This is a genomic window from Acidimicrobiia bacterium (assembly GCA_040881685.1).
Classification (GTDB): Bacteria; Actinomycetota; Acidimicrobiia; order IMCC26256; family PALSA-555; genus SHVJ01.
Window position 1 is genome coordinate 71,468 of record JBBECS010000017.1, and the last position, 15,207, is coordinate 86,674.

A 15,207-nucleotide genomic window follows, 5' to 3' on the forward strand; every position below is an offset into this window, starting at 1 on the left:
GGGTCTACAGACTTGAGTGTGAAGGTATCAACTTTCCCCGGCGGGTCGCTATTCCTGCGAGTCCAGGTTTTCGCCCCGAGGGGCCAACGGCGCACGCGGGCACGGCTATCGCTAGATTCCCCGCATGGCGAAGGATTCATTCGTTGACCACCTGGCCGAGGTCCCGCTGTTCTCGGCCTGCTCCAAGAAGGACCTCCAGCAGGTCGCGCGGCGGGCGGAGGACATCCGGGTGGACACCGGGAAGGTCCTGGTGAGCGAGGGCGCCGCCGGCGCCGAGTTCTTCGTGATCATCGACGGCAACGCCAAGGTCACCCGCCACGGACAGGAAGTCGCGACGCTCGGACCGGGCGACTTCTTCGGCGACCTCGCCCTCCTCGACCGGGCTCCTCGCAACGCCACCGTGACGGCGTCTACGCCGATGGAGCTCGTGGTGCTCGGTCAGCGCGAGTTCGCCGCGCTGATCGATGAGGTCCCCGGCTTCGCGCACAAGCTCCTCGCCGGCATCGCCCGACGGCTGCGCGCGTACGACGCCCAAGCCGTTCAATAGCATTCGTCGCTCGCGGCGGCGCAGGGTACCTGCGCCGCCGTCGCTCGCTCCTGGCGAGCACCCTTCGGGTGCCGCGGTTCTCGAATCGCCGCGTTTGCTTGGCTGAGCACTAGGTTCTCGGCCGTGCGCCGGCCGAAGCCGCACCAATTCGTCCTCGCCGTCGGTGTGCTCGCCGCGCTCGGCGCGCTCGCGTCGGGCATCATCCCGAGGCTGACGGAATGGGAGGACGACTCCCCAATCAGTCGGCACGTGTTCGTCAATGTGCCTGACGCCATCTATTGGGTCTTCTACGGCGTGATCGTCGTGATGCTCCTGGCCGTTACGTGGCTGGTGTCTGTGCGCGTCCGCAACTACGAGCGCGGCCAGCCCGACGACCGCAGCACGAACAGGAAGAACGTGCACCGACGGCTGCGCGACTTCCGTGCCGGCGTGTGGATGCAGACACTGCTGCGCGACCCCGCCGCCGGCGTGATGCACTCGTGCATCTACTTCGGCTTCCTCGTGCTCTTCGCGGCGACCGTCATCCTCGAGATCGACCACCAGATGCCCGAGGAACTCAAGTTCCTCCACGGCGACGTGTACAAGGGGTACGCCGCGACCGCCGACCTGTTCGGCGTGGTGTTCATGGTCGGCATCGTCTGGGCGATGGCCCGTCGGTACGGCCAGCGCCCGTACCGCATCCGCATCAAGACCAAGCCCGAGGACGCGGCGATCCTCACTACCTTCCTCGCGATCGGCGTGACGGGCTTCCTCACCGAGGGGTTCCGGATCGCATTCGACGGCATGCAGCCGTTCGAGAAGTGGTCGTTCGCGGGCTACCGGGTTGCCGAGCTCGTCGACGGGTGGGAGATCGGCACCCTCGTCGACGCGCACCGCGTCGCGTGGATCGTGCACTTCGCCGCCTTCGTGGCGTTCCTCGTGCTCCTCCCCACCACGAAGCTGCGCCACATGATCACCTCGCCCATGAACATGTACCTGCGGGCCACCGACCGGCCCAAGGGTGCGATGAAGCCCATGCCCAACCTGATGGAGACCGACCTCGAGACGTTCGGGGCGTCCACGGTCGAGGACTTCACCTGGAAGCAGCTCTTCGACACCGACGCGTGCACGATCTGCGGGCGCTGCACCTCTGTCTGCCCCGCGCACGCGACGGGCAAGCCGCTCGACCCGCGCGAGATCGTGCTCAAGGTGGGCGAGGTCATGGCCGCCACGAGCACACCGCCGGTCTCTCCGCCCGTCGGCATCGACCGCGACATCACGATCACCGTCAACTCGGTCTTCGAGCGGATCACCTCCGAGGAGCTCTGGGCCTGCACAACGTGCAAGGCATGCGACGAGATCTGCCCGGTGAACATCGAGATCCTCGACAAGATCCTCGACATGCGCCGGTACCTCTCCCTGATGGAGAGCGACTTCCCCACCGAGCTCGGCAACACGTACCGGTCGATGGAGAACTCTTCGAACGTCTACGGGATGAACCAGGGGGAGCGGGCCGATTGGGCCAAGGACTTCGAAGGTGTGGCGATCGTCGACGGCAGCGGTTCCCTCGACCATGAGTACCTCTACTGGGTCGGGTGCGCGGGATCGTTCGACGACCGCAACAAGAAGACCAGCCGCGCGATGGCGAAGCTGCTCACACGCGCCGGCATCGACTTCGCGATCCTCGGACCGAGCGAGCTGTGCACGGGCGACCCGGCCCGCCGGTCCGGCAACGAGTACCTCTTCCAGATGCTGGCAATGCAGAACATCGAGACGCTCAACGGGATGGGCGTCAAGAAGATCGTCACGCAGTGCCCGCACTGCTTCAACACGCTCAAGAACGAGTACCCGCAGCTCGGTGGCGACTACGCCGTCGTCCACCATTCGCAGCTGCTCATGGAGCTGATCGACGACGGCCGGCTCTCGATGGACGGCGCGTCGCTCGAGGAGCGCATCACGTTCCACGACTCCTGCTACCTCGGGCGGCACAACGACGTGTATCTCGCGCCGCGCAAGGTCGTCGGCTCGTTGGTCGGCATCGATATTGTCGAGATGCCGCGTAACGGCACGCGAGGCATGTGCTGCGGCGCCGGTGGTGCCCGCATGTGGATGGAGGAGCGCGTCGGTAAGAAGGTCAACACCGAGCGCTCGGAAGAAGCTCTCGCCACCGGTGCGTCGCGCATCGCGGTGGCGTGCCCGTTCTGCTACGTGATGATGGAGGACGGGGTCAAGGAGAAGCAGCGCGACGAGGACGTGAAGGTGCAGGACATCGCCGAGGTGCTGCTCGAGGCGATCGAGACCAGCGAGACGAAAGCAGCTCCGGCCCGACCGGTTACCTAGCTCGATCGCGCACGCGGGGGGACACGAATGCTTCGGTGGCTGGCGGGTCAACCCGCCTACGTGCTGTTCCCGATCTTCATCGCGGCAGGCCTCATCGTCACGTTCTTGCTCGACGCGCTGATGCGTCGCTACGTGGCGCCCGACACCCGCGAGCGGGCAACGCACACCGCTGGCGTCATGCTCCAGGTGATCGCGACGATCTACGCCATCCTGATCGGCTTCGTCATCATCGACGAGTACACGCGGTTGAACGAAACCCAGGCGCAAGTGTCGAGCAAGGCCGCGGCACTCGCCGTGATCGACGCCAACAGCCGCGACTTCCCGGGCTCGGACCAGATCCGAGTTCGGGCCGCCACGCGCCACTACGCGCGGGTCAGCATGCGCTCCGAGATCCCCCGGCTCAAGGAAGATGCGAAGCCGGATCGCTCGACCGACCGGGCGCTCGACCGTGTGTTCCGCGCGGTGCAGGCGACCGAACCGACGAGCGTGGCCGAACGCGCGGCGTACGACGCGAGCTTGCGCTCGCTCGACGAGGTCGTGCGGACCAAGGCCGAGCTGATCGACGCGGCCCGCCCCGCCGTGCCGACGACCTTGTTCTGGATGCTGTTCGTGGTCGGCGTCTCCGTGATGGGCATCGCAACGCTGCTCGACACGAAGCACCGAAAGTCACATCTCTTCATCGTGTCGACGCTCGGGCTCGTGATCTTCGTGACGTTCGCCCTGGTCGTCAGCCTCGATTTCCCATTCGGCGGGATCATCCGAGTCACCGACGCGCCACTCCGCGACTTCCTCGCGTCGGCGGCGCGCTAGCCGCTACTTCTTGTCCTCGAAGTTGAGGTAGTAGCGCGACGGCGTCGGCCCCTCCTGGCCCTGATACTTGGATCCCGTCTTCTTGCTTCCGTAGGGGTGCTCAGCGGGCGTCGTCATGCGCAGGAAGGAGATCTGACCGATCTTCATCCCGGGATAGATCGCGATCGGGAGCGTGGCGACGTTCGAGAGCTCGAGCGTGAGATGCCCGTCCCAGCCGGCGTCGACGAAGCCCGCCGTGACGTGGGTGAGGAGTCCCAGTCGCGCCAGCGACGACTTCCCGTCGAGCCGGGCGACGATGTCGTCGGCGAGCTGCACCCGCTCGAGCGTGCTGGCGAGCACGAACTCGTTCGGGTGGAGGATGAACGCGCCTTCGTCGGCGACTTCGACGAGCTCGGTGAGATCTTCTTGCGGCAGCTTCGGGTCGATGTACGGCGTCGTATCGTTCCGGAACACCCGGAAGTAGCGGGCGATGCGCAGGTCGACCGACGAGGGTTGGATCGCGTCGTCCATCAACGGGTCGATCACGATGTGCCCCGCCGCCAGCTCTTCGCGAATCGTCACGTCCGACAAGACCACGGCGGCGGAGCCTAAACGGTTGACGCCGCAGACCCGCGCTACCCTCGCTGGCTTCTCGCGGCTCAAAGGGAACGGACAGTGCGCATCGTCGTCAGTGACTTCGTGAGCCTCGACGGGGTGGTCCAGGCTCCGGGAGGGCGAGACGAGGACACCGAGGGCGGCTTCGAGAACGGCGGCTGGTCGATGCCGTACTTCGACCCGGAAACGATGGGCGCCGCGATCGGCGGGGTCATGGAGACGACGGAAGCGCTCCTCTCGGCCGTCGTACGTGGCAGACGATGGCGGCCGCGTGGCCGGGTCGCGCCGGCGATCCCTTCGCCGACCGCATGAACGAGATCCCCAAGTACGTCGCGTCCCGAACCCTGTCCCAGGCGGACCTCACGTGGACGAATTCGACGTTGCTCCCCGCTGACGACGCCATCGCCGAGGTGCGAAAGCTTCGCGCGCAGAGCGGGGCGGATATCCAGGTTATGGGCAGCTCCAACCTTGCGTCGCAACTCATCAACAACGACCTCGTCGACGAGTACCGGCTGGTGATCGAACCGATCGTGCTGGGCGGCGGCAAACGACTCTTCCCCGACGACGGCAAGGCCCACGGGCTCGAACTGATCTCGACGAAGACCTCGAGCACCGGCGTCCACATCTGCACGTACCGCCCAGCATCCTGACGTTGACCCAGGCGACGCTCGGATAGCCTCGCGGGCTTCTCGCGGGTGTAGTTCAGCGGCAGAACATCAGCTTCCCAAGCTGAGAACGCGGGTTCGATTCCCGCCACCCGCTCTGGGTTCTGACTGAAGTCGTGAGCTTGGGCCCCGACCGTCAGGGCCAGGGCATCGGATCCGCGTTGATCAAGGTCGGGCTCGACGAGGCTGATCGTGCGCGCGTTCCGGCGTTCCTGGGAACGTCGAACCCGCGCAACCTCCCCCTCTACATGCATCATGGGTTTGTGGTCGACGAGGAGTACAACGTCGGCCCGGCGCGCGTCTGGGCGATGCTGCGCCGCGTCGCGTAGTGTCCGCGGCGTGTTCGGGGGGATGCGGGTTCATGGGCTGATCGCGGCGGCGTTGGTGACGGTGTTCGCCACCGCGGGAGTTGCCGCGGCGGCGCCGGCGGCCACGCTCAAGTCCGAAGAAGAGATCTCCGCTGCGTACTCGCAGGGCATCGCGCGGGTGAAGGGCGGCTGGATCGTCACCGCGCGCTTCCTCATCGCCCGGGTCGACGAGAAGTTCAAAGAGGTGAAAGTCAACCGGCGACCGATCCCGAGCGAGCTCGCCACCCAGGGCTACAACCACGTCGGCGACATCGACGTGGTGGGCAAGTTCATCTACGCGCCGCTCGAGCAGGGGGACTACACACGCGGGGAGCAGGTCACGGCGCGCTACAACCTCAAGACGCTCGAACTCGTCGACTATGTGACGGTCGCACAGAACGAGAACTCATTCGTCACCGTCGACCCGAAGACGATGATCGCCTACTCGTTCGACAACTTCGGCGGGCAAGAGCTGCTGCGCTACGACGTCCGCAAGGACTGGGCGCCGCTCGAGCCGATCGCCATGAGCCTGTTCGTCGACAAGGCCCAGGGGTGTGACGTGTCCGGCGGGTACGCGTGGATCTCGACGTCGAACCCCACGAACGAGCTCTACCGCGTGGATCTCGAGACCGGCCAAGTCGACGACCTTGGCAGCGGCGGGCACGTGCCCGGCGAAGGCGAGGGCATCGACGCCGCGAAGCTCAAGTCGGGTCGGTTCCACTCGATGGTGATCGACCCCAACATCGCACCGGTCTGGCTCGGGCACTTCGCAGTCTCGGAGTAGCCGTTCCCCGTTGGCGCGATCAGCACATCTCGCCGACGGGCGCGCCACACGTCTCCACCGAGCGTTGCCCTTCGAGCCCACCCGAGCCCACCGCGCTCACCTGGTAGTAGGCCTTCTGTCCGGGCACGTCGACGTATGACGGGTCGCTCACGGTGGCGACGAGCGAGCCCGTCGTGCCTTGCGTGAACGTCCGGTAGATGCGGTAGGTCGCGGCCCCGGGCACCGAGTCCCAATGGAGGCTCACCTCGCCGCTCCCACCGCCGGGCTCGCCGACGACGTTGGTGACCTGGCCGGGTGCTTGCGGAGTGGTCGGGGGAGACGTCGGCGGCGGCCCCGTGGTCGTGGTGGTGGACGACGTCGTGGTCGAGCTCGACGTGGTCGTGGTGGCGCTCTTCTTATCGTCACCACCTCCGGCGAGCAGCGCGATGCCCACGCCGACGACGATCCCGAGCACGAGGACGCCGGCCGCGATCGGCCACCAGCTCCGGCGATCGTCATCGTCGTCGTAGTCGATCGGTCCCTGCGGCGGTCTTCCGGTCGGTGGTCCGGCGGGTGCCCGGGTCACTGGCTCGGTGGCGTCGGGTACGCGCGTGGCCGGCTGTGTGGCGTCGCCCTCGAACGGCTTGGTTGCGTCGGGATCCGTCGGTCCGGTCATGGTCCCTCCAAGACAACGATCAAGTGGTGATGCTCGCGATTCCCCATACGAAGACGAGGAGGCCGATCATCATGTACGCAACGCTACGGCCGACGGGCACCTGCGCCAGGTTGCCGGTGGTGGCCACTCTCACCTGCGAGCGAACCGGGCTGCCTGGTCGTGCCCGCTTCACGTCTTCGCGCGCGGCACGTTGACGATCACCGCGCCGCTTGAAGAGCGCGTACGCGTTGGCGACGAAGAGCGCAGCACCGGTCGCGGTGATGAGCTCGAGCAGGACGTCGCCGTAGAAGTCCACGCCGTCATGGTACGGGTGGTCGGCGGCCGCCTGCCGATCGTGTCAGCCACCGATGCCCGGTTTGGTCACCATGAGGATGAGGATCACGAGCGTCGCAAGATTGAGCGCGGTGCTGATGATCCCGACCTGCCTGCCGACCCGCGCGAGCTCGGCGCCCTGGGGCGGCGGGCCGCCGGCACCCGCGGGGGGCACGGCCGAGAGAAGTCCCGCCAACAAGCCCTCCACCCGCTTCAACCGCGGGAACAGCAGGGCGTGGACTGCACCGACGGCGGCAACGAAGATCACGATGGCCAGCCAGATCCACGTGTCACCGAACCCGATCACGTCGTCGCTGAGCAGCACGAGCAGGATCCCGAGGAGGAAGACCGCGTAGATGAAGTACGAAGCCACTCTCGTCACCAGCAGGTTGGCCTGGAAGATGGCGAACCCCTCGCTACCCCCACGAGCCCGGGACTGTTGGTCGTAGATGCCGGCAAGGGCAACGCCCCCGAACCCGATGATGGCGCAGAGGATGTGCAGGACCAGCACGATGTCGTACGCGGTGTCGGAGACTGCGGCGAACACGGCTCCCTCTCCTGTCGGCGGTGCTCGACCGCGGCATCGTAGAGGGCGACGACGTTCCGGCGAAGGAGCACTGGGTCGTGGTACAACGCGTCGGTGCGCCTCGTCGTCGTCGAGTGCTCGGTGGAGTACGACGGCCGGCTCGGCGCCCGGCTCCCGAGGGCGCGGCGCCTGATCGTCTTCAAGGCCGACGGGTCGATCGCCATCCACGCCGACGCGAAGGCCTACAAGCCGCTGAACTGGATGAACCCGCCGTGCACGATCATCGAGGGCGCCGGCACGATCAGCGTGACGAACCCGCGGGGTGAGCAGCTGAGGATCGAGCTCCACGACGTGCTCTTCGACGAGCAGTTCGAGTTGGGCGACGATCCCGGACTGGCCAAGGACGGAGTGGAGACCGAGCTCCAAGAGCTGCTGGCCGCCCGCGTCGCCGCTTTACGCGAGGACCTCAAGCTGGTGCGCCGGGAGTACCCGACCGATCTCGGGCCGGTGGACCTGCTGTGCCGCGACGGCGACGGACGTGCGGTCGTGGTCGAGGTGAAGCGCGTCGGCGAGATCGCCGGCGTGGAGCAGCTGCTCCGCTACCAGGAGCGCCTGGATCGTGACGGCACGCTCGCGCCCACGCTCGGGATGCTCGCGGCGACGCGCATCAAGCCGCAGGCCCGCGTGTTCGCCGAGAGCCGCGGGGTGGTGTGCGTGGAGATCGATCTCGAAGCGCTTCGCGGCGGTGCACCCGCCGACCTCACGCTGTTCGAGTGAGGTGGTCGGGGGGGGGGGGGGCCCCCCCCCCCCCGACACGCCCTCGGTGTCTTCTAGAGAGCCGCCATGGAGTTCCAGAACGGCACGAAGAAAGCAGCGAACAGGCCGAGAGCGACCAGGTTCGACACCTTCTCGTGCAGCGCAACGCCTAGCGCGCCCAGCGCGAAGGCAACGATTGCAACGGCGTAGAAGATGAACGTAACGGTGGTACCAAGCTGGTCAATGGCGAGCACTTCGCCCCCCTTTTCCTGTGATCCCTCTGATGAGGGCCGTCGAGAAGCGTAGAAGTGCTTCTCGACGGAAATGTGGATGGTCACGAGTTGTGACCTTCTATCGGCCGGGAAGGTAACCGGTGCGAGGATGACGCGCATCGATTCCCACGCCCCGTGGCCGGCGCTCGGCCGCGTCGGGCCCCGGTCAGGCGGCCGCGACTGCGTTCCAAGCTTGTACGAACACGTACAGGGCCAGGCCGATCGCCACGAGGTTCGACAACCTCGCGTGGCTCCAGCCGACCGCGGCCATGACGAACGCCGCGAACGACAAGACGTACAAGATCGCCGTGACCGTTGCGCCAAGTGCACTGAGTGCGAGCATGACTCCTCCTTTGCACGCGAGTCCGACGGGCTCGCGTGCCGCAGGATACGAGCGCCTCCCCACGATGTGGTGGATCTCGGACGCCCCGTGCGACAGGTTCCGACCCACGAACGAAGCTGGAGTCTGCGGGCACAGACCGAGCGATCGCCGGCCGCGACTGACACCATGAACGTCGTGGACCTCGCCGCGGTCGTCGCTGGAGCGTGCGACCAGGCCGGGATCGACGACTTCGGGGCGAACTCGTTTCGGGAGGGCCTCGAGAACTTCATCGGGTCGCTGAACGACGAGGCCCAGCTCTCGGAGCTGGGCGCGGTGGCGATCGAGGCTCAGATCACGAAATGCCTCGTGAACCGGCTGCGCGTCACTGCCTGGCTGAAGGAGCACCCGACGCTGCGCGACGCACCGGTCGAGCGGCCGATCATCGTGCTGGGCCTTCCGCGCACCGGCACGACCCTGCTGAGCGAGCTCTTCCACCGCGACCCGGCCACGCGGTCGCTCATGCGATGGGAGGCAATGGACTCCGTACCCCCGCCGCAGGCTGCGACATTCACGACCGATCCGCGCGTGGAGGCCGCCCGGGTGGACGCCGGCATGCTCGACGCGCTGAATCCGGGGTTCCGTGCCATCCACTACGAAGCGCCGGATGGACCGACCGAGTGCGTGGCCGTGCTGGCCCAGGACTTCAAGAGCCTGCTGTGGGAGTGCGTCGCCAACGTGCCCTCGTACGGCGAGTGGCTGCTGGCGTGCGACCAGGCTTCGGCCTACGAGTACCACCACGATGTGCTGTGCCTGCTGCAGTCGGGCGCGCCGGGGCGGTGGGCGCTCAAGACGCCGCAGCACTGCCTCGAACTCGACGCCCTGCTCGCGCGCTACCCCGACGCTCGGCTCGTGATGACGCACCGCGACCCGGTGACCGTGGTCGCCTCGCTGTGCAGCCTCGTCCGCTCGCTCTCGGGAACGTTCAGCGACGCCGACCACGGCGCGTACATCAACGCGCACTGGACCGCGGTCGCCGCCGAGCTCGTGGAGCGCGTGATGACCTGGCGCGGCACCCACGACGACGCCATATTCGTGGACGTCGCGTACGACGACCTCGTTGCCGACCCGATCGCCGCGGTTCGGTCGGTGTACGAGCGCGGTGGCGACGAGCTCACGCCCAGCGCCGAGTCTGCGATGCGCGGATACCTCGCGGAGCACCCACACGGAGAGCACGGCCGACACCGGTACGACCTCGACGCGCTGGGCTTGGACGCCGGGGCATTGCGCGACCGCTTTGCCACGTATCGCAGCAGGTTCACCACGAGCGGCGCGCAAAACTTCACCGGGTGAGGGCGGGTCGCTGGATCGTCGCGCTGCTAGCTCGCCGACGCGAACAACGCCGCAGGAACCGCGCGCCGCGCTTCCTCGCACCGGGGTCGAGATGCGCACCCCACGAGGTGGTCGTTCACGAGGCCGAGCGACTGCATCGCGGCGTAGGCCGTGGTAGGGCCGACGAAACGAAAGCCGCGGCGCCGGAGCTCCTTCGAAAGCGCGGCGGACTCTTCGGTTGCCGCGGGGACCTCGGCGAGCGTCCTCGGTGCTCGGCGCCGGGTGGCCGGCCGGGGTGCGAACGACCAAAACAGTGCCGCCAGCGATCCGCCCTCCCGCTGGATCTCAACCGTGGCGACCGCGTTGGCGATCACCGCTTCGATCTTGCCCCGGTGCCGCACGATCGCTGCGTCGCCGAGGAGGCGCTTCAACTCCTGTTTCCCGAACGCGCCAACCGTGGCCGGATCGAACATCGCGAACGCGCTTCGGAATCCTTCTCGCTTGCGCAAAATCGTGAGCCACGACAGTCCGGACTGGAAGCCCTCTAGGCAAACCTTCTCGAGGATCCGAGTGTCGTCCGTGACCGGTCGGCCCCACTCGTCGTCGTGGTAGGCCGCGTACTCCGGTGGCGCCGCACCCCACGAGCAGCGCCGGACGCCGTCGACGCCGCGCACGACATCAGCCAACGATTCGGCTACTCCCTCGCCATATTGGCGAACTTCACGAAGTGGTCGAGGAACGCGAGCCGCGTGACGCCGGTCGGGCCGTTTCGGTGCTTCGACACGATGATCTCGGCGCTGCCGCGCTGCTCCGACTCCGGGTTGTACACCTCATCTCGGTAGATGAAGAGGACGACGTCACTGTCCTGCTCCAGGCCGCCTGACTCACGAAGGTCGGCCAGCATCGGGCGCTTGTCCTGGCGGTACTCGAGTTGGCGGTTGAGCTGCGAGAGCGCCATGACCGGGCAGTCGAGCTCGCGGGCGAGGATCTTGAGGCCACGCGAGATCTCCGCCACCTCGACCTGCCGGTTCTCCATGCGCTTGCTGGTGCTCGGCGTCATGAGCTGGAGGTAGTCGACCACGATGAGCCCGAGATCACCGTGGCGGGCCTTGGCGCGACGGGCCTTCGCTCGCATCTCCATGACGGTGCAATGGGGGTTGTCGTCGATGTAGAGCGGCGTCTCGGCCAGCCGGCCGACCGCGTGCGACAGCCGGCCCCAGTCGGCTTCGGGGATGTCACCGGTCTGCAGACGACGAGCATCGACGCGCGCTTCTCCCGCGAGCAGCCGCTTCGTGAGCTCGAGCACACCCATCTCCATCGAGAAGAACATCACCGGGCGGCGGGCGGTCATCGCGACGTTCGCCGCGGCGCCGAGGGCGAAGGCCGAGTTGTGAACGACGACGTCGCCGGCAACGAAGTTGTGCAGCTCGGGCACGGTCAGGTCGTAGACCTGCTCGTTTCCATCGAAGTCGATCGAAACGACCTCGTCCCAATAGATGTCGGAGGAGGCGATCTTCTGAAGATCCGGGGATTCGAGGACCGTCGAGAGCTCCTCGACGATGCCCCGCCCCGGGGATCGACGTCCGACGTGCCAGTTGTGATTGCGAGCGCGCCCGGCGGCGGACGAGATCGACGCCCACGACCGTTGGCCCTTGACGGCGAGGATTCGCTGCCACGTCTCGATTGGCAGGGTGTCGAGGTTTGGGTTGGCGTAACGACCGCTCACGGCTGCACGCACTCGCTCGACAGCGGGCTCGCGCCCGAGAATGCCGATCTGGTCGCAGAAGGTGAGCAGCGATTCGTGGGTGGTGATCCCGACGCTCCACGCGGGCCGGCGACTCCCCTTGTACGCGATCTTCCGTGATCGCAAACGAGAGAGAACGCCGAAGCGAAGCAGCAGGTGCTGCACCGCCCGCGCAAGTGGCTCTGAGACCGAGCAGTACTCGATCTGCGTGAATCCGTTCTTGTCGACCCACGCCGAGCCGTCGGTCGCGAACAGCCGATTGAGGAAGAGGGCGAGGTTCTCCCGCGACAGCCGGAAGATCGCTTCGGGGATTCGCTTGTCGTGCGCCGTCTTGCCCCACACGCCGTGGCGGCGGCAGGAGTCGATGACAGGGTTGGGCGCTCCGCGCCGCGTCACCAGCCGATACGAGTATTTCCCATTCGGACGGACGGAAGCCCCGAGCTGCTCGCATTGCTCGGTCAGCTCTGCCAGCACGGCAGGAGACGCGGTTGTCATTCTCGGGCTGGTGTTCCGAAGGCAGCCGTCACCGATGAGAAACGCCAGGAGCACGATCTCGGCCTCTGGCATCGCCTCGTTTCCGAAGACAGGGATCGTCCGCGGTACCGCGACCCGTGTGTTCACGGCCACATCTGCGAGCGGGCGCCAACCAACTGGTGTGAGGAACGGGTGGGAGGCCGTCGTGCGGATGACGCGACCTGACCGCGTCACGACGCGGAAGACAGGCTTGACACCGTCATCGATGAATGCCGACGGGGTTGCAGGGGCGAGCTTCCAGTCGTTACCAAGCGCAAGCACCTGCCCGGACGTGCCGGCCTGGCCAAGACGATGCATCTGCTCGGCAGTTCGGAGGTCGCCAGTGGCGGCGTCGATGACGAGGGTGTCCCAGGCGACGCACTTGCCCATCCCCGGTCGTGCCGCGACCACGATCAGGTTCGACGGTTGAAGGCCAAGCAAGAGGTGGTCGAGATCGAGGTAGCCGGTCTGCACACCGGTGATCTCGCCCTCGCTCCCGTAGAGCGCCTCGAGCTGGTCCAGCGTGTCCTGCAGCGCGACCGACACACCCACCATGGACTCGGACACGCGCCGCTCCGCGACCTCGAACACGAGGGACTCGGCGCGGTCGAGCGTCTCCGCGACCTCCGATGAGTCGTCGTATCCCATCTCCGCGATGTCGCCGGCGACCGCGATGAGGCGCCGGAGCAGCGCGAGCTCGTTCACGATCGTGGCGTAGTGGCTGGCGTTCGCCGACGCCGGCGTTCCCGTCTGGAGACGCAGCAGTGTCTGGCGCCCTCCAAGCGCGTCGAGCAGCTCCGCGCGCCGGAGCTCGTCGGCGACGGTGACCGGGTCGACGGGCTCGCCCTGTCCGTAGAGGGACATCACGGCCTCGTACACGTGTCCGTGCGCGGGCTTGTAGAAGTCGCTGGCGTCGACGTGCGCTTCGGTGGCCGCCGAGATCGCGTCGCGCGAGAGCAACATCGCGCCGAGGAGCGACTCCTCCGCCTCGAGGTTGTGCGGAGGGACGCGGCCCGGCGCGCGCCGTTGCACGGGCTCTAGCGCTTGGACCACCGCGTCCCCTCCCCCTGTCCCGGCATCGCTCGCCGGAGGTAACCGCTGGATGCGTGAGCGCGCAGTATCCGCCGCTGCGCCTGGGGATTGGTAGAGCGATTTCCTTGTGGACCAAGGGCTTGGATATCCACAGGCTTGTGGATGAACTGGTCCATGCCACGATGATCGCGGCGGGGTGTGACAGCGCGAAGGCGCTGGTCAACTGGCGTTTACGCCTATCCGGCGACGACCTCGACCTGGAGCGTCGCGCTCACGTCGGGGTGGAGCCGCACCGCGACTTCGGCGGCACCGAGCTCCTTGAGCGGCTCAGAAAGCTCGATCTTTCGGCGGTCGAGCTCGACGCCGCTCTGCGCGAGCACTTCTTCGGCGATGTCGCCCGACGTGACCGAGCCGAACAGCTTGCCGCCCGCGCCCGCGCGGGCGCGAATCTCGATGCGGACGCCAGCGAGACGCACGACGACCTCCTCGGCCCCGGCGCGGTCGCGCACGTCGCGTGCCTCACGACTCCTCCGCATCGCCTCGGCTTGCTTGACGATCCCCTTCGACGCCTTGAGCGCCAGACCGCGCGGGACGAGGTAGTTGCGCGCGTACCCGTCGGCCACTTCGAGCAGGTCACCCTTGTGTCCGAGGTTGTCGACGTCTTCTCGCAAGACGATCTTCACGACGCGTCCTCAGCCGGCACATCGACCTCGACGGCGACCGCGTCGTCCACCTCGACCGTGCCGATGTCTTCGGGAGACGGAGGTGCCATGGCCGCATCGAGATCAAGGTCGAGCTCGGCTGTCGCCAGGTCAGGCGCGGGCTCGGGAGGCGCATCCATCCCGTCGCCACCACCCGTACGGGGCTGATCGCGGAAGTCGCGGAGCGTGCCGCCATCGCGGTCGCCGCGCTTGCCCTTCGAGCGGTGCGTGACCTGGCGCACCGAGTACGGCAACAGGGCCATCTCGCGGGCGACACGAATCGCCTTCGCGACCGCGCGCTGCTGCTGGGCGTCATTCCCGGTGACGCGGCGCGCCCGGATCTTGGCCCGCTCGGACATGAACCGCCGCAGCAGGTTGACGTCCTTGTAGTCGATCCACTCGATCGACTCCTGGTCGAGGATCGACACCTTCTTCTTCGGACGCCGGTCGCGGTCCTCACGCTTCGTGCGTGTTCTCGGTCGGGCCATGGTTAGAAGGGCTCCTCGCCGAAGTCGTCGGCCGGGGGTGCCGAGGGCGTGCGCGCCGGCTCACCGCCGCCGCCTCCCCCGCCACCACCAGGACCACCAGCGCCGCCGCCGCGGCGCTCGTTCTTCGTGATGGTCGCGGTCGCCCAGCGCAGGCTCGGACCGACCTCATCGGCCGCGATCTCGACCACGCTGCGCTTCTCGCCGTTGTCGGTCTCCCACGATCGCTGCTCGAGGCGGCCCGTCACGACCACGCGCGCCCCCTTGCCGAGCGACTCGGAGACGTTCTCGGCCATCTCACGCCAGCACACGACGTTGAAGAAGCTGACGCGCTCCTCCCACTCGTTCGTCTGACGGTTCATCCACCGGCGGTTCACGGCGATGCCGAAGCTGCAGTTGGCGGCGCCGCCCGCGGTGTAACGCATCTCGGGGTCGCGGGTGACGTTCCCAACGACGGTGACGGTGTTGTCGGCCATCTGGACCTCTCTGCTCGT

17 protein-coding genes, 1 tRNA gene and 2 pseudogenes are annotated in these 15,207 nt (G+C 67.2%); 9 read left to right on the forward strand and 11 right to left on the reverse strand.

What is annotated here, in order from left to right; translation table 11 throughout:
- The first annotated feature begins 124 nt into the window (after positions 1–124).
- The 3 genes from WEE69_05125 (at position 125) to WEE69_05135 (ending at position 3,676) form a co-directional block, all read left to right on the forward strand.
- Entirely contained in the window at positions 125–547 is a 423-nt protein-coding gene (locus tag WEE69_05125; GenBank protein ID MEX1144671.1) for a cyclic nucleotide-binding domain-containing protein, read from the forward strand.
- 123 nt (positions 548–670) lie between these two features.
- Positions 671–2,866 carry a (Fe-S)-binding protein gene (locus tag WEE69_05130; protein ID MEX1144672.1) on the forward strand — a complete coding sequence of 732 codons (2,196 nt, stop codon included), beginning with the start codon at positions 671–673 and terminating at the stop codon, positions 2,864–2,866.
- A 27-nt stretch (positions 2,867–2,893) separates the two neighbouring features.
- Positions 2,894–3,676 (forward strand): DUF4239 domain-containing protein, encoded by a 783-nt coding sequence (locus WEE69_05135; protein ID MEX1144673.1) that lies wholly within the window; start codon positions 2,894–2,896, stop codon positions 3,674–3,676.
- 3 nt (positions 3,677–3,679) lie between these two features.
- Here the strand turns inward: WEE69_05135 and dcd are convergent, their stop codons facing one another.
- Complete coding sequence (gene dcd, locus WEE69_05140; protein ID MEX1144674.1) at positions 3,680–4,252, reverse strand: dCTP deaminase; 573 nt, start codon at positions 4,250–4,252, stop codon at positions 3,680–3,682.
- Positions 4,253–4,330: 78 nt separating this feature from the next.
- Between dcd and WEE69_05145 the strand changes: the two are divergent.
- The 4 genes and pseudogenes from WEE69_05145 to WEE69_05160 all read left to right on the forward strand — a co-directional run bounded on the left by WEE69_05145 (position 4,331) and on the right by WEE69_05160 (position 6,066).
- A pseudogene (locus tag WEE69_05145) lies at positions 4,331–4,920 on the forward strand (dihydrofolate reductase family protein).
- Positions 4,921–4,961: 41 nt separating this feature from the next.
- Positions 4,962–5,032, forward strand: a tRNA-Gly gene (locus WEE69_05150).
- A 19-nt stretch (positions 5,033–5,051) separates the two neighbouring features.
- Entirely contained in the window at positions 5,052–5,264 is a 213-nt protein-coding gene (locus WEE69_05155; protein ID MEX1144675.1) for a GNAT family N-acetyltransferase, read from the forward strand.
- Positions 5,265–5,274: 10 nt separating this feature from the next.
- Positions 5,275–6,066 (forward strand): hypothetical protein, encoded by a 792-nt coding sequence (locus tag WEE69_05160; protein ID MEX1144676.1) that lies wholly within the window; start codon positions 5,275–5,277, stop codon positions 6,064–6,066.
- A 19-nt stretch (positions 6,067–6,085) separates the two neighbouring features.
- Here WEE69_05160 and WEE69_05165 read toward each other — a convergent pair whose 3' ends face one another.
- The 3 genes from WEE69_05165 to WEE69_05175 are packed head-to-tail and all read right to left on the reverse strand — an operon-like array spanning position 6,086 to position 7,580.
- Complete coding sequence (locus WEE69_05165) at positions 6,086–6,721, reverse strand: hypothetical protein (protein MEX1144677.1); 636 nt, start codon at positions 6,719–6,721, stop codon at positions 6,086–6,088.
- A 19-nt stretch (positions 6,722–6,740) separates the two neighbouring features.
- The gene (locus tag WEE69_05170) at positions 6,741–7,016 is read right to left on the reverse strand and encodes a hypothetical protein (protein MEX1144678.1); all 276 of its coding nucleotides are present in this window, start codon (positions 7,014–7,016) and stop codon (positions 6,741–6,743) included.
- A 42-nt stretch (positions 7,017–7,058) separates the two neighbouring features.
- On the reverse strand, positions 7,059–7,580 hold the full coding sequence (locus WEE69_05175; protein ID MEX1144679.1) for a DUF2269 family protein: 522 nt from the start codon (positions 7,578–7,580) through the stop codon (positions 7,059–7,061).
- A 93-nt stretch (positions 7,581–7,673) separates the two neighbouring features.
- On the opposite strand from WEE69_05175, the gene nucS reads away from it, so the two are divergent.
- Positions 7,674–8,336 (forward strand): endonuclease NucS, encoded by a 663-nt coding sequence (nucS, locus tag WEE69_05180; protein ID MEX1144680.1) that lies wholly within the window; start codon positions 7,674–7,676, stop codon positions 8,334–8,336.
- 53 nt (positions 8,337–8,389) lie between these two features.
- On the opposite strand, the gene WEE69_05185 is transcribed toward nucS, so the two are convergent.
- Complete coding sequence (locus tag WEE69_05185) at positions 8,390–8,653, reverse strand: hypothetical protein (protein ID MEX1144681.1); 264 nt, start codon at positions 8,651–8,653, stop codon at positions 8,390–8,392.
- A 100-nt stretch (positions 8,654–8,753) separates the two neighbouring features.
- Positions 8,754–8,930, reverse strand: coding sequence for a hypothetical protein (locus WEE69_05190; GenBank protein ID MEX1144682.1), 177 nt, complete (start codon positions 8,928–8,930; stop codon positions 8,754–8,756).
- Positions 8,931–9,095: 165 nt separating this feature from the next.
- Between WEE69_05190 and WEE69_05195 the strand changes: the two genes are divergently transcribed.
- Positions 9,096–10,259: a sulfotransferase gene (locus WEE69_05195; protein ID MEX1144683.1), complete on the forward strand. Its 1,164-nt coding sequence runs from the start codon at positions 9,096–9,098 to the stop codon at positions 10,257–10,259.
- Positions 10,260–10,285: 26 nt separating this feature from the next.
- Here WEE69_05195 and WEE69_05200 read toward each other — a convergent pair whose 3' ends face one another.
- The 5 genes and pseudogenes from WEE69_05200 to ssb all read right to left on the reverse strand — a co-directional run bounded on the left by WEE69_05200 (position 10,286) and on the right by ssb (position 15,189).
- Positions 10,286–10,924: a DNA-3-methyladenine glycosylase I gene (locus tag WEE69_05200; protein ID MEX1144684.1), complete on the reverse strand. Its 639-nt coding sequence runs from the start codon at positions 10,922–10,924 to the stop codon at positions 10,286–10,288.
- 8 nt (positions 10,925–10,932) lie between these two features.
- A complete protein-coding gene (gene dnaB / locus WEE69_05205; GenBank protein ID MEX1144685.1) occupies positions 10,933–13,548 on the reverse strand; it encodes a replicative DNA helicase in 2,616 nt (871 codons plus the stop codon).
- A 215-nt stretch (positions 13,549–13,763) separates the two neighbouring features.
- Positions 13,764–14,210 (reverse strand): 50S ribosomal protein L9, encoded by a 447-nt coding sequence (gene rplI / locus WEE69_05210; GenBank protein ID MEX1144686.1) that lies wholly within the window; start codon positions 14,208–14,210, stop codon positions 13,764–13,766.
- A 260-nt stretch (positions 14,211–14,470) separates the two neighbouring features.
- Positions 14,471–14,716 (reverse strand): annotated as a pseudogene (rpsR, locus tag WEE69_05215) (30S ribosomal protein S18).
- A 2-nt stretch (positions 14,717–14,718) separates the two neighbouring features.
- Complete coding sequence (ssb, locus tag WEE69_05220; protein ID MEX1144687.1) at positions 14,719–15,189, reverse strand: single-stranded DNA-binding protein; 471 nt, start codon at positions 15,187–15,189, stop codon at positions 14,719–14,721.
- Positions 15,190–15,207: the final 18 nt, after the last annotated feature.

What these genes read in the sequence shown, in the direction of transcription:
- WEE69_05125 (MEX1144671.1), top strand. Translation starts at nt 125, where the DNA reads ATGGCGAAGGATTCATTCGTTGACCACCTGGCCGAGGTCCCGCTGTTC.
- WEE69_05135 (MEX1144673.1), top strand. Translation starts at nt 2,894, where the DNA reads ATGCTTCGGTGGCTGGCGGGTCAACCCGCCTACGTGCTGTTCCCGATC.
- WEE69_05165 (MEX1144677.1), bottom strand. Translation starts at nt 6,721, where the DNA reads ATGACCGGACCGACGGATCCCGACGCAACCAAGCCGTTCGAGGGCGAC.
- WEE69_05190 (MEX1144682.1), bottom strand. Translation starts at nt 8,930, where the DNA reads ATGCTCGCACTCAGTGCACTTGGCGCAACGGTCACGGCGATCTTGTAC.
- WEE69_05195 (MEX1144683.1), top strand. Translation starts at nt 9,096, where the DNA reads ATGAACGTCGTGGACCTCGCCGCGGTCGTCGCTGGAGCGTGCGACCAG.
- ssb (MEX1144687.1), bottom strand. Translation starts at nt 15,189, where the DNA reads ATGGCCGACAACACCGTCACCGTCGTTGGGAACGTCACCCGCGACCCC.